Here is a 13,637-nt window from a genome sequence, read left to right as displayed (position 1 = left end):
ACTAAGCACCCTCCCGGCTTTCAAAGTCGATGCGGGGGTCGACCGCAACGTAGGTCAGATCACTGATCAGTTTCATCACCAGGCCCATCAGCGTCAGGATATACAGGGTGCCGAAAATGACCGGATAATCCCGGTTGAGCGCAGCTTCGAAACCCAGCAGACCCAGGCCGTCCAGCGAAAAGATTACCTCGATCAACAGCGAACCGGTAAAGAACAGCGCCACCAGAACGCCTGGCATACTGGCAATCACGATCAGCATGGCATTGCGGAACACGTGGCCATACAGCACCTGCTTTTCTTCCAGTCCCTTGGCCCGGGCTGTTACCACGTATTGCTTGCTGATTTCATCCAGAAAGGAGTTTTTGGTCAGCAGCGTGAGCGTGGCAAAACCGCCGATAACGTTTGCCGTTACCGGCAGGGCAAGATGCCAGAAATAATCGGCGACTTGCTGGTACCAGGTCATCTGGTCAAAGTCCGGAGAGGTCAGGCCTCTGAGAGGGAAAAGGTCGAAATAGCTGCCACCGGCGAACAAGACAATCAGCAGAATCGCAAACAGAAAACCGGGAATGGCGTAGCCGACCACAATGGCTGAGCTGGTCCAGACATCAAAGCGGGAGCCATCAGTTACCGCCTTGCGAATACCCAGGGGAATGGAGACCAGATAGATAATCAGTGTTGACCAGAGCCCGAGCGAGATCGAAACCGGCATTTTGTCGAGGATCAGCTCGACCACGCTCCGGTCCCGGAAGAAGGAATCGCCGAAATCGAACGTGGCGTAATCGCCGAGCATTTGCAGGAATCGCTCATGGGCGGGCTTGTCGAAGCCGTACATGGCCTCGAGTTCTTCCAGCAGCTCGGGCGGCAGGCCCCGGGAGGCGCGGCTGTCGCCGGAACTGCTGGCCACTTCACTGCCCGTATCACCGCCACCGGCACGGGCCAGGGCACTGCTGCCATGCCCCTCCATCTCGACGAGAATCTGCTCGATCGGGCCACCCGGCGCCGCCTGCACAATCACAAAGTTCAACAGCATGATCCCCACGAGCGTGGGGATGATCAAGGCGAGCCGGCGGAGTACGTAAATGCCCATTCAGAAACCCGTCCTTACTGCAGCGCTGTGACAGTGAACGGCATCAGCGTTCAATCCACCAGTTGTTGAGGTCGATGCCATTTTTGGGCGTGTTGGCCGGGCGTTTGAGGTGATTCCAGAAGGCCACCCGGTCTTTGCGCAGGTGCCAGTGCGGAATGACGTAATGGCCATGCAGCAGCACGCGGTCCAGGGCATGGACGCGATGAACCAGTTCATCCCGGTCCGGGGCTTGAATCACCAGGCTAACCAGTTCGTCGATGACCGGGTCACTGATGCCCATAAAATTGCGGGAGCCGGTTACGTTGGCGGTGCTGGAATGCCAGTAATCCCTCTGCTCGTTACCCGGTGAATCGGATTGTGGCAACACCTGGGTAATCATGTCGAAATCGAAATTCCGAACGCGCTGCACATATTGATTGCTGTCCACTAGCCGCACAGATACATCAATGCCCAGTTTCTCCAGGTTCTGCTTGAAGGGTAGGACCACCCGTTCAAAACTCTTCTGAAACAACAAGATCTCGAAGGCCAGTGGCTTGCCAGAGGTCTGGTGTACCATTTTGCCATCTTTGATCTGATAACCGGCCTCAGTCAGAAGTTTCAGTGCCGTCCGGAGATTGTCGCGGAGACTGGAGTCCTTACCGGTATCCGGCGGTACGTAGGTTTGGGTGAACACCTCCGGGGGCAGTTGATCCCGGAACGAGTCAAGGATCGCCAGTTCCCGGCCGTCAGGCAGCCCGGAGGAGGCCAGATCGCTGTTTTCATAGTAGCTGGTGGTGCGGGTGTATTGGCCGAAGAAAAGGTTCTGGTTGGCCCACCGGAAATCAAAGCCGTAGGCCAGTGCCCGACGCACCCGGGGATCCTGGAACACCGGTTTGCGGGTGTTGAAGATGAACCCCTGCATTCCGGTAGGGCGATGGTGTTCGATGGCTTCTTTCTCGATGCTCCCGCTCTCGAACTGCCGGCCGGTGTAAGCCGTCGCCCAGTTTTTGGCGGAGGTCTCCTGGCGGAAATGGAAGTTGCCCGCCTTGAATGCTTCCAGTGCAACGGTATCGTCGTTGTAATATTCGTAAGAAATGGTGTCGAAGTTGAACCGGCCCTCGCGCACGGCCAGGTTCTCTGCCCAATAATCCTCCACCCGCTCATAGGTGACGGAGCGGCCGGCATCAAAGGATGTAATACGATAAGGGCCACTGCCCACGGGTATGGTCAGCCCGCTACTTTCGAACTCGCGGTCTTGCCAGAAATGCTCGGGCAGAATCGGCATCTGCCCGAGAATCAGGGGAAGTTCACGATTGTTGGTCTGAACAAAGTCGAAGCGGATACGATGGCGGTTTTCTACGGTTACTTCGGCGACATCGGCGTAATAATTACGGTAGAACGGGTGGCCTTCGGTGGTCAGTATCCGGTATGAAAACGCAACGTCATCAGCGGTGATGGGTTCGCCGTCCTGAAAGCGCGCGCGCTCGTTCAGGTTGAAAATCACGAAGCTGCGGTCTTCCGGGACTTCCACGGACTCTGCTATCAGGCCGTATTCGGAAAAAGGCTCGTCGGCAGAGGATTCCAGCAGGGTGTCGTAGACGTAGGCGTTAATCCCCGCCGCAGAAATACCGCGGATCACGAAAGGGTTGAAGCTGTCGAAGCCGTTCGCTACCACCGACAGCTTCAGCTGGCCACCTTTCGGTGCTTCGGGATTGACGTAGTCGAAGTGGCTGAACCCTTCCGGGTACTTGAGCTCACCGTGCATGGCAATGCCGTGCGCCGGAGAGAGCTGTTCTGTCACGGCTTCATCTGCCACTGCAACAGAGGCAGATGCCACCACGGCCAGGGAGGTGGCAATTCTGGTCAGTAGGGGTGCTTTGCAGGTTTTTATCATGATTCTCGCACGTTACGGACTGTTCCTTATGTCAACGTAGAGTACCAGACTTTGGCCGGGTTGGAGATAACGCTTCATATTAAGATCGTTCCATGATGCGATGTCCCGCACATTCACCGAAAACCGGCTGGCAATGGCAGACAGCGAGTCGCCGCTGCGGACCCGATACCCGACCTTGCGCACCATGGCTTTGCTGCGCGCGTTCGAGGCCACCACCGTTGGTTTTGACGTTTTTGACCAGATCACCAGATTTTTGCCGGGAATCAGCGGGTCGCCGGGCGCCATGCCGTTCCAGGCTGCCACTTCGCGCACCGAAACCCGGTGTTCACGGGCAATGTCCCAGAACGTATCCCCGCGGCGGACGGTGTAGCGCACCTTGTTACCACTGCGCTTGCGATCCTGCTTGCGTTCCAGGCGCTGGGCCTGACTGAGTGCATAGGTATCCGAGCCCTTGGTGGCAGAAGGAATGAGCAATTGTTGGCCAATTCGTATCAGATCGCTGTTCAGCTTGTTCACCTGCTGAATCACTGATGGCGTGGTTGAAAACCGCCGGGCAATGGTGTTCAGGCTGTCACCCTTCAGGACTTTATAGTTTTGCCAGGAAACGCGCTGCTCTTTCGGAAATTCGGCCAGAGCGGTACGAAACGCCCCGGCCTTTTCCCGGGGCACCAGCAAACGGTGTGGGCCATCAGGGTTGGTGGCCCAGCGATTATAGGAGGGGTTCAGCAAATAAATCTCGTCGATGTCGACGCCTGCCAGCTCGGCGGCCTGAGCCAGATCCAGTTGCGAGCCTGTATCCACAACTTCAAAGTAGGGTTCGTCTTTCAGCGGCGGCAGCTCTATGTTGTAGGCTGCGGGATCATCAAAAATCTTGGCCAGCGCAATCAGCTTGGGCACGTAATGACGGGTCTCTCTCGGCAGGGATAGAGACCAGTAATCGGTAGATTTTCCGGCGTTGCGGTTGCGCCGCATGGCGCTGGAAACCGTGCCGCCTCCGGAGTTGTAGGCGGCCAGCGCGAGGGTGTAATCGTCGTCGAACCGGTTGGCAAGGCGCTGGAGGTAGGTGAGGGCCGCATCGGTTGCTGCAATCACGTCCCGGCGGTCGTCATGCCACCAGCTTTGGGTCAGCCCGAAATACTTCCCGGTTGACGGGATAAACTGCCACAAACCGGCAGCACGGCCGTGGGAGTATGCAAACGGGTCAAACGCGCTTTCAACCACGGGGAGCAGGGCCAGTTCGCCCGGCAGGCCTCGCTTCTCGGTCTCGTTAATAATGTAATGCAGATAGCGGGCTCCGCGCTCCACAACCCGGTCGATGTAGCGGGGGTGACGAGCATACCAGTCGAGTTGCGCCTGTACCCGCGCGTTGTCGACAGAGTGATCCATGGCAAAACCGGTGCGAAGCCGGGACCACAGGTCATCATTGTTGGCGCTGGCCTCGGTGTCCCGGGAGGGGTTATCAAGCTTTTCTCTCGCCTCCTGGGCCTTCGCCTGCAGTTCGGGAGAAATCGCTTCATCAAGCGGTGCTCCGTTGTCCGCGCCGTTGTCTTCTCCTGCTGCAACGTCTGCTTTCAGGTGCTCGTCGCCGGTTGCAACCACCACCTGTTGTGAGTCTACAGGGTCTGCCTGCTGCTGCGCCTCATCAGAGCTGAACCAGGCGGTGGGGGAGTGCCAGTTCTCCGCCAATGGGCCGGTGCTGCAGCCGCTGAACAGGGTGGAAGTAAGAATAAGAATGGGCAGTCGTTTGGCCGGCATAAACAGAGGGTTCCGGGTGGCGCCGGCGGCTGTTGGTTATTACAGCCGCCAGATTTAACGGGATAGGTTTGAAACGTACGTGAAATTCTATGGGAGCGTTTTCAGGGTGGTCAAGCTGTAACAGGTTACGGCTTTGAGATGAATCGTAACGCTGCCGGACCACCCGTTCGCTCAGAAATGGTCTTTGCCGTGACGCACCGCCGCAAAAACGCCACACGCGGTTTCCGTGGCCAGGTGGTGCCGGGCGCCGTATTGTTCGGCAGCTCTGACGACCGCCGGATCGTCCCAGCGAAGGAAAGGGTTGAGTTGCCGCTCCTGACTAATGGTGGTCGGCACCGTCGGCTCTCCCCGCTCTCTGAGCGCCTGGCAGTGCGTTTCGAACGCCTCCAGCGCCTCGTCATTCGGGAGCCAGTGCCGGGCGAACCTCAGATTGGCCAGAGTGTATTCATGGGCACAATAAACGGCAGTATCTCCGGGTAGGTCTCGCAAGGACTGCAGGGACGTCTGCATTTGCTCTGGCGAACCTTCAAACAGGCGACCGCAACCGCAAACGAAAAGCGTGTCGCCACAGAACAGCACCGGTTTATCTTGCACCCGGGTGTCGCTGTAATACGCAATGTGGTCCAGGGTGTGGCCGGGCACTGCCATGACGCTGAATGTGAGACCACCCCAAACCACTTCATCGCCGGGGTGAACAGGGTTGGTGTTCCCTTTGAAAGGCGATTCTGCCGGGCCGACGATACGAATATCCGGCCATTGTTGCTGGAGTTCTTTGACACCGCCGGTATGGTCCGGGTGATGATGGGTGATCAGAATGGCGTCGGCCACCAGGGAATTGGCTTCGAGATATTCCTGAACCGGCCTGGCCTGGCCGGGATCGACAATCAGAGTCCGTCCGGATTCGGGTTCGGATAGACACCAGATATAGTTGTCGGAAAATGCCGGAACCGGATGAATGCGCAACGTGGCCACCCCATGTGTTCTATGAATGTGCCTGTTATGATAAAGCAACAGGCGCATCAGCCCAAGAAACGGCGGATTAAATGAGGATCACCTTTCACCTGATCGGCGAGGGTCCAACGTGACAGCCAGCGACGAGATTGATTACCCGGCACGGCACGAGAGCTTTGAACGCTGGGTCCAGACTCCGCTTGGCAGGGCGTTGCTGGCCAGCCAGCGGGCTGTACTGGACAGCAAGCTACAGGCGCTTACTGGCGCACGGCAACTGCAGGTAGGCCTGAGCCATCGTCTGCCCCTGGCCAGCGGCACGGATTTCGCCCAGAAAATTATCACCTGTCCGGTTTGGCATACTCATATGCCCGATGGCGTGGCCGTCTGTGATGCCGATGAGCTGCCATTCCCCGGCTCTTCCATGGATCTTGTGATCCTGCACCATGCCGCGGATTTTTCTCCGGACCCACACCAGGTGCTCCGGGAATCTGCCCGGGTGCTGCGTGGTGAAGGCCGGATTGCGCTGATCGGCTTTAACCCGCTCAGTTTTTGGGGGCTCAGACGGCTGGTTTCCCGGCATCGCGTGGGTCCCTGGGGTGGTCGGTTTCTGATGCGTTCAAGAATGGAGGATTGGTTGCGCTTGCTCGGGTTTGAGCTCGAGGCCAGCGCGACCTACTTCTGCACGCTGCCGCTGCAGCGAAGAAACGGCACTGCCCTGAGCCGGGACCGGCTGGCGGGCCGCAGCCGCCCCCATCTGCTTCCCACGGGCGCGTATTACTGTATCCTTGCGCGCAAACGAGAATACGCCCCTATCAGGCCCAGAGCATCGTGGCGCAAGAACAAGGTGATTTCGATGCCGGGTACCGTGGGCGTATCCAACGGTTGTGCCAGCAGGGGTTCCGGCAGAGTAGGCCGGGAAAGAGCAGATCAGGAGCAATAATGGCCGGAAAAGTTGTGATGTACACCGATGGAGCCTGCAAGGGTAATCCCGGGCGTGGCGGCTGGGGTGTTGTGCTGCAGTACGGAGACGCCTCCAAGACCCTGCATGGCGGCGAGCTGCAAACCACGAACAACCGAATGGAGCTGATGGCTGCCATTCAGGGGCTGAGGGCGCTGAAGCGGGCCTGCCAGGTGGAGCTGTATACCGATTCCCAGTATGTGCGCAAGGGCATTACGGAATGGATGAGTGGCTGGAAGCGCAATGGCTGGAAAACGTCGGCAAAAAAACCGGTGAAAAATGCAGATCTGTGGAAGGAGCTTGATACTGAAACCCATCGGCACTCGGTAAATTGGCACTGGGTAAAGGGGCATTCGGGCCACCCCGGTAATGAGCTGGCTGACGAGCTTGCCAATCGTGGTGTGGATGAGCTGAAAGGTTCCTGAGGATTGGGCGCGCCTGCGCTGTTTCCAGAAACGCGCAATGTAACGAGGGCAGAGTTGTCATGAGACAAATCGTACTGGATACCGAAACCACCGGTATCGACCCCAACGAGGGGCATCGGATCATTGAGATCGGCTGCGTTGAAGTGGTTGAGCGCGAGCTGACCGGCCGCAACTACCATGTCTACATCAACCCCGAGCGGGAGGTGGAGGCCGAAGCCATAACTGTTCACGGCATAACCAATGAGTTTCTCGCAGACAAGCCCAGGTTTGCCGATATTGCCGATGAGTTTTTCGAATTTATCAAAGGTGCCGAGCTGGTTATCCATAACGCCGCGTTTGACGTTGGCTTCATGGATTCCGAATTTGCGCGCCTGAAGTCATCCCGCAAGACTGCGGACCATTGCGGGATTGTTGATTCACTGGCGATTGCCCGAAAGAAGCACCCCGGCCAGAAGAATAACCTTGATGCCCTGTGCAAGCGCTACGGCATAGATAATTCCAGCCGTGACCTGCATGGCGCCTTGCTGGACGCCGAGATTCTTGCCGACGTCTATCTGTTGATGACCGGTGGCCAAACGGCGCTATCACTTGATGCGGGCTCGGGCGATGAAGGCGGTGCGGATGGCATTCGCAGGATATCAGCTGACCGGGCTCCGCTGGCGGTACCCCGGGCCAGTGACGATGAAGCCGCGGCTCACGATGAGTTCATGGCCATGATGGAAAAACAGGCAGGCGAGACGGTCTGGTCGAAGCTGTCTGCGGCAGAATGAGAACCAGGTTCTGTTGTACCATTTGTTACATACAGGCTTTGTTGAGCTACTTGAGTTTTGTGTTATAAGTAATGATAAGTTCGCCAGTTTTTTGCGAGCTTATCGGGCAAGGGTTGTCCGGCCGAAAGACAAAACGTCCTGCCCCACGCAGGCTGCAGTTCACGAACAGGATGCGGTAGTCTCCGCAAATTAACAGGAAGCGTTTATGGTTCAATCGTCTTTGGCGACGAAATCGCAGTCGTTTGATCTGGTCAAAAGTGAAATAGAGCAGACCATCAAGCAGGCAGAATCCAGCCTTGAGCGCTTTCAGGAAAATCGCGAAAGCGGTGAAGATTTGCAGAACTGCGTGGATTATCTGAACCAGCTCAGGGGCATTTTTATCCTCGTGGAACTCCGGGGAGGAACGCTGCTCTGCCAGGAAGCGGTGAATCTCGCCAATGATGTCCCCGTAGGTGCTAATGACGACAAGAATATCCTGCTGACGGCATTAAACAGCGCGCTGTTCATTCTCAGACGCTACGTTGAGTATTACCACCGCCAGCGAGAGGATCATCCGGAGCTCCTGCTGCCGGTCATCAACGACCTTCGGGAAGCGCGGCGCGAAAAGCCCTATCCTGAATCCTGCTTTTTCGATATCGACGCCGGGGAGCACCCGGATTTTTGTGGCGATCTGGGGCTGAAGCCGCTGGAAGGTGCCGATTCCGAGTACGATATTCTCGCCCGCCGTATGCGCCTGACTTTTCAGGTTGCGCTGCTCGGCATTTTGCGCGAGCGCAACGAAGCGGTCAGCAAAAAATTAATTGCCCGGTCGGCCAGAGGCTTTGCCCGCCTGTGTCAGGGTGCGCCGATGGGGCAGATGTGGTGCCTTCTGGCAACAGTCTCTGACACCATGCTGGACCGCGCCATGGGCTTCAATAAAGCCCGTAAGCGCCTGCTGATGCGCATCGAAAAGTACGCCCGGGAAGTGGTTTACGTAGGCAAGGTGGCAACAGCCAAGGATGCTCCCGAGTCCCTGATCAAAGACCTGGTTTACCTGCTTTACCGCAGCGGTTCTGCCAACCCGGAAGTCACCAACGTTCTGGCGGCATATAATCTGGCGCCCACCGAGTTTCCCGATGCCATTCTTGTGGCGCACTCACGGCGTCTTTACGGGCCCGGGGCGGATGTGCTCAAGTCATTGTCGGAGGCGCTTCAGGAAGAGCTGAACCAGCTGAAGGACAAGCTGGACATCATTGAACGGGGAATAGAACCGGATCTGGCAGAGCTGGCGTCAATTGCCGACACGCTGGAGCGTTTGGCCAACACGCTGGTGATGCTGGATTTGAATCGTCTGGCAGAGATTTCCCGGGATGAGGCAGCGAAGCTGCGTCAATGGGAGGCGGAAAACCGTTTGCCCGCCGAGGAAGAGCTCTATCGCCTGGCGGACTCGGTACTCGGGGTTGAGGATGCGGTCATGCAGATTGTGACCCGTGGCATTACCTCCGAGACCGATGCGCTTGCTGGCGCAGAGCGCGGCCGGAACGAGTCTATGTATTTGCAGGAAGCCATCTGGGTGGTGGCAGACGAGGCCAAAAGCGCCCTGACGCTCGCAAAACGGGCGATTACTGCGTTTATCGAATCCGATTACGACAAGTTGCACCTGGCCAACCTGCCGGGAACCCTCCGCAGCATTTGGGGGGGCTTGCAAATGGTGGATGATCCCATGGCGGCCGATGTCATCGCGAGGGTGGCGACCTCCATTCAGGAGCGTTTGCTGGATGCCCGGGAGGCCCCGGCGTTGCAGGTTCTTGAGGCCCTGGCCGATGCCTTGACGTCGCTTGAGTACTATATCGAGGGTGTTGGCCGTCGCGAAGACCGGAACGTGGACTTGCTCAAGCTGGCCCAGACCTCACTGGATGATGTGGGGTTGTAGGTGCAGCGGCATTTACTGCCAGAGTATTTCCGTGCACAAAAAAAACCTGCGTTTAACGCAGGTTTTTTTGTGGCTGGTGCCGGACGCAGGGCTTAGCCCATGTTGAACAGCTCGCCCAGCTTGGTTGCCAGCATCATGTCGCCTTCGGCGCGCAGCTGACCAGCCATGAACGCCTGCATACCGTCGGTTTCGCCGGAGACGATTCCTTGCAGGGTTTCAGAATTCATGATCAGGGTAACCGAAGGATCGTCGTGAGTGCCTTCGTGCAGTTTGCAGGTGCCATCGTTGATCACGAGGTGGTAAGTCTTGTCGTCTTCAATGTCGAACTGGAACACCAGATCAAGGCCCTGTGCCGCGTCTGCGTTGAAGTTCTGTTCGAGTTTTTCAAATACCTGAGCTACAGACATTGTTTTACCCTTTTTGATGGTTGTCTTGTCATGGTGACGACTAGTGATCCCTGGCAAAGTCAGCCGTTTGAGCGGCCCGGGTAGCGCCAACCTCGCAATCCGACTTTATGGTTAGAGCGGGTTCGTGTCAAGCTTGATCGAACGCTTGTTTTAATTTTGTTGCGGGCTTATCAGGCCTTTGCGGAGACGTTACACTTCCGGGTCTGAAAATACACATGGAGACTGCATTTTGGAATTTCTGACCGAATACGGCCTGTTCCTTGCCAAAGTGGCGACATTCGTGGTGGCGGCGATTGTGCTCGTCTCCATTATCGTGTCGGCAACGCAACGGGAGAGAGACGACCACGAGGGTGAGGGCGAGCTGAAAATACGCAAGCTGAATGATCAGTTCCGCAGGCTCAAAGAATCGATTCAGGCCCGCTTGATGACAGATCAGGAGCGCAAGGCCTGGCAGAAAAAAAAGAAGAAGGAAGCGAAAGAAGAGAAAAAAGTCGCCAAGAAGCAGCCAGAGCCAGAGTCTGCCGAGTGCAAAGCGAGGATCTATGTGCTCGACTTTGACGGTGATATCAAAGCCAGTGACACCGACACCCTGAGACGCTCTGTCTCGGCCGTACTCAGCGTCGCCAATCCCGAGACTGATGAAGTGGTGGTGCGCCTCGAGAGCGGTGGCGGCCTTGTTCACGCCTATGGGCTTGCGGCTGCTCAGCTTGACCGTATCCGCAGCAAGGGAATCCGGCTGACCGCCTGCGTCGATAAGGTGGCCGCCAGCGGTGGCTACATGATGGCCTGCGTGGCCGATCACATTGTCGCCTCGCCCTTTGCTATTCTGGGGTCCATCGGAGTTGTGGCCCAGTTGCCCAATTTCCATCGGTTCCTGAAAAAGAATGATGTGGACTTTGAGGTGCTCACCGCCGGCGAACACAAGCGCACGCTGACCATCTTCGGTGAAAACACGGAGAAGGGGCGCGAGAAGTTCCGTGAGGATCTCGAGGATACCCATGTCCTGTTCAAGGAATACGTGGGTGAGCGCCGCCCGGGCCTGGATATTCAGGCCGTTGCCAACGGGGATATCTGGTTTGGCAAGCGGGCTTTGGAGGTTAAGCTGATTGATGAAATCAAGACGTCGGACGAATACCTGATTGATGCCTGTGAGCGGGGAGAGGTGGTTTCTGTTTCTTTCCAGCGCAAGCGCACATTACCGGAAAAACTTGGGCTGGCCACCAGTGCGGCGCTGGAGCACACGGTCTGGAAAGTTCTGAGTGCGTTTCGGAACCAGAAGATTCAATGACGGCATGAAAGGCGAATCACCCGCGCACCAGAGGTGGTGCGCGGGTGATTGGATTTACGAGGCCCGACGGCGGAACAGGGGCTGGTCCGTATCGGTGGCGGCCTGGTAGGTCTGCGTAAAGAAATTGAGGCACTTGGGTGCCTTGGCAATGTCTTTATCAGCACGCAGTACGTAGCTGTCAAACCCACAGCGCTTCATGAACTGAAGTTGATCGAGCAAGACGTCACCAATGGCACGGAGTTCGCCACGGTATCCAAAACGCTCCCGCAGCAGGCGGCCGATACTGTAGCCGCGCCCATCCACAAAACGCGGAAAATTAACGGCGATCAGCGGCAGTTCGTGTGCTTTCTCTCCCAGCAGCTCCGGCTCGTCGTGGCTGTCGAACCATACGCCAATCTGATCGTTGCCGGCAAAATGCTCGTAACCGGCAAGCCAGAGATCTGCCGGAATCAGTGCCGGCTCAGTCTCGGGGATTGCCAGGGATTCGCCCACCGGAGGGCGAGGCACCACGACCCACTCATCTTTACGAATGCTGCCATTGGCGGTAATTACTTCAGGCATAAACCCGCTCCTTGAAAGGGCTCAGACCGACCCGGCGATAGGTGTCCAGGAAGGTTTCCTCTTCGGTTCTGTTTTCGACATAGACGTTAATCAGCTTGGCGATGACGTCGGGCATTTCCTCGCGAGCAAAGGATGGCCCGAGGATTTTGCCAATGGTGGCGTCATGGTGGGACGAACCGCCGAGGCTGATCTGGTAAAACTCCTCGCCCTTTTTGTCGACACCCAGTACGCCGATATTACCGACGTGGTGATGGCCGCAGGCGTTCATGCAACCCGATATGTTCAGGTCTATTGCTCCCAGATCATACAGGTAGTCCATGTCATCAAAACGGCGCTGAATGGCTTCAGCCACTGGAATGGACTTGGCATTAGCCAGCGCACAGAAATCACCGCCGGGGCAGCAAATGACGTCGTTCAGTGTGTTCAGATTCGCGGTTGCGAAATCCAGGGGAACGAGCTTTTGCCAGAGTTCGTAAAGGCGATCCTGGCGAACGTCTGCCAGTACCACATTCTGTTCATGAGTGGCCCTGGCTTCCCCGAAGCTGTACTCATCGGCAAGATCGGCAATCTGCTCGAGCTGAAAATCGGTGACATCCCCCGGGGGCGTGCCTGTTTTCTTCAGTGTCAGGGTGACGATGGCGTAACCGGGCTTCTTGTGGCTGTTCACGTTATGAGTGAGCCAATTGTCGAATGCGCGGTTTTCGAACCGTTGGCTGGCCAGTTGCTCGGTCGCGTTGTCCAGCGCCTCGTAGGCTGGCTCGGTAAAGTATCCCTGGAATTTGCTGACGACATCCCGGGTGAGCCTGGACGGTGAGTCTTTGATGTGGGCCCACTCGGCTTCTACCTTTTCGGCAAACCCTTCCGGGCTCAGTGCTTTGACCAGTATCTTGATACGGGCTTTGAACTTGTTGTCCCGGCGACCGTAGCGGTTGTACACACGGACGATGGCTTCCAGGTAGGTCAACAGGTCCAGTTCCGGCAGGAATTCGCGGATAACCGGCCCGACCATGGGGGTGCGGCCAAGACCGCCACCCACGTGCACGCGAAAGCCCAGCTCACCCTCATCGTTGCGAACCAGCTGCAAGCCGATGTCGTGAACACGGATGGCGGCGCGATCGGTGTGCTCGGAGGCGTTCACGGCAATCTTGAATTTGCGCGGGAGGAAAGCGAATTCGGGGTGAAAGGTTGACCACTGGCGGATAGCCTCGCAATAGGGGCGAGGGTCTGCAATTTCATCAACCTGAACCCCGGAAAAGGGATCTGTCGTGGTATTCCGGATGCAGTTACCGCTGGTCTGGTTGGCATGCATTTCTACTTCTGCCAGTTCCGCCAGAATATCGGGGACATCTTCCAGATTCGGCCAGTTCAGCTGAATGTTGGTGCGGGTAGTGAAATGCGCGTAGCCCTTGTCATAATCGCGGGTAATGCGCGCCAGACGGCGAAGCTGTTCCGACCGCAGCATACCGTATGGAATACAGATTCGAAGCATGGGTGCAAGACGCTGCACATACAGCCCGTTCTGCAGCCGGAGCGGGAGAAATTCTTCCTCGGACAGCTCACCGGCGAGGGCTCGCTCGGTCTGATCACGAAACTGGGCAACACGTTCTTCGGCAATCTGCCGGTCGTGTTCATCATAAACGTACATAGTGG

General features: G+C 57.1%; 12 protein-coding genes. 5 read left to right on the top strand and 7 right to left on the bottom strand.

Annotated features, from left to right (window positions below):
* Position 1 precedes the first annotated feature (1 nt).
* The 4 genes from ACP2AU_RS00840 to gloB form a co-directional block, all read right to left on the bottom strand.
* Positions 2 to 1,087, bottom strand: a complete 1,086-nt coding sequence (locus ACP2AU_RS00840; RefSeq protein WP_426373877.1) for a microcin C ABC transporter permease YejB — start codon at positions 1,085 to 1,087, stop codon at positions 2 to 4.
* Between the two features lie 43 nt (positions 1,088 to 1,130).
* Positions 1,131 to 2,960 (bottom strand): extracellular solute-binding protein, encoded by a 1,830-nt coding sequence (locus ACP2AU_RS00835; RefSeq protein WP_426373876.1) that lies wholly within the window; start codon positions 2,958 to 2,960, stop codon positions 1,131 to 1,133.
* 12 nt (positions 2,961 to 2,972) lie between these two features.
* A complete protein-coding gene (locus ACP2AU_RS00830) occupies positions 2,973 to 4,715 on the bottom strand; it encodes a LysM peptidoglycan-binding domain-containing protein (protein ID WP_426373875.1) in 1,743 nt (580 codons plus the stop codon).
* Positions 4,716 to 4,886: 171 nt separating this feature from the next.
* Positions 4,887 to 5,678, bottom strand: a complete 792-nt coding sequence (gene gloB / locus ACP2AU_RS00825; protein WP_426373874.1) for a hydroxyacylglutathione hydrolase — start codon at positions 5,676 to 5,678, stop codon at positions 4,887 to 4,889.
* Between the two features lie 118 nt (positions 5,679 to 5,796).
* Here gloB and ACP2AU_RS00820 point away from each other — a divergent pair, with 118 nt between their 5' ends.
* The 4 genes from ACP2AU_RS00820 to ACP2AU_RS00805 all read left to right on the top strand — a co-directional run bounded on the left by ACP2AU_RS00820 (position 5,797) and on the right by ACP2AU_RS00805 (position 9,731).
* Entirely contained in the window at positions 5,797 to 6,606 is an 810-nt protein-coding gene (locus ACP2AU_RS00820; protein ID WP_426373873.1) for a class I SAM-dependent methyltransferase, read from the top strand.
* The gene (gene rnhA / locus ACP2AU_RS00815; RefSeq protein WP_426373872.1) at positions 6,606 to 7,049 is read left to right on the top strand and encodes a ribonuclease HI; all 444 of its coding nucleotides are present in this window, start codon (positions 6,606 to 6,608) and stop codon (positions 7,047 to 7,049) included. The genes ACP2AU_RS00820 and rnhA overlap by 1 nt, the downstream gene beginning before the upstream one ends.
* Positions 7,050 to 7,108: 59 nt before the next feature.
* Positions 7,109 to 7,819, top strand: a complete 711-nt coding sequence (gene dnaQ / locus ACP2AU_RS00810; RefSeq protein WP_426373871.1) for a DNA polymerase III subunit epsilon — start codon at positions 7,109 to 7,111, stop codon at positions 7,817 to 7,819.
* A 205-nt stretch (positions 7,820 to 8,024) separates the two neighbouring features.
* Positions 8,025 to 9,731, top strand: coding sequence for a chemotaxis protein (locus ACP2AU_RS00805; RefSeq protein WP_426373870.1), 1,707 nt, complete (start codon positions 8,025 to 8,027; stop codon positions 9,729 to 9,731).
* A 92-nt stretch (positions 9,732 to 9,823) separates the two neighbouring features.
* On the opposite strand, the gene ACP2AU_RS00800 is transcribed toward ACP2AU_RS00805, so the two are convergent.
* Positions 9,824 to 10,138 (bottom strand): SCP2 sterol-binding domain-containing protein, encoded by a 315-nt coding sequence (locus ACP2AU_RS00800; RefSeq protein ID WP_426373869.1) that lies wholly within the window; start codon positions 10,136 to 10,138, stop codon positions 9,824 to 9,826.
* A 229-nt stretch (positions 10,139 to 10,367) separates the two neighbouring features.
* Here ACP2AU_RS00800 and sohB point away from each other — a divergent pair, with 229 nt between their 5' ends.
* On the top strand, positions 10,368 to 11,426 hold the full coding sequence (gene sohB, locus ACP2AU_RS00795) for a protease SohB (protein ID WP_426373868.1): 1,059 nt from the start codon (positions 10,368 to 10,370) through the stop codon (positions 11,424 to 11,426).
* 54 nt (positions 11,427 to 11,480) lie between these two features.
* Here the strand turns inward: sohB and ACP2AU_RS00790 are convergent, their stop codons facing one another.
* Both ACP2AU_RS00790 and ACP2AU_RS00785 read right to left on the bottom strand, forming a co-directional pair.
* Positions 11,481 to 11,987, bottom strand: a complete 507-nt coding sequence (locus ACP2AU_RS00790) for a DUF934 domain-containing protein (protein ID WP_426373867.1) — start codon at positions 11,985 to 11,987, stop codon at positions 11,481 to 11,483.
* Positions 11,980 to 13,632: a nitrite/sulfite reductase gene (locus ACP2AU_RS00785; RefSeq protein WP_426373866.1), complete on the bottom strand. Its 1,653-nt coding sequence runs from the start codon at positions 13,630 to 13,632 to the stop codon at positions 11,980 to 11,982. The genes ACP2AU_RS00790 and ACP2AU_RS00785 overlap by 8 nt, the downstream gene beginning before the upstream one ends.
* Between the last annotated feature and the right edge of the window lie 5 nt (positions 13,633 to 13,637).

The sequence above is a fragment of the Marinobacter sp. VGCF2001 genome (genome assembly GCF_049943275.1).
Lineage (GTDB): Bacteria > Pseudomonadota > Gammaproteobacteria > Pseudomonadales > Oleiphilaceae > Marinobacter.
The sequence above is the reverse complement of the archived record's forward strand: the minus strand, read 5'-3'. Positions and strand labels throughout refer to the sequence as shown.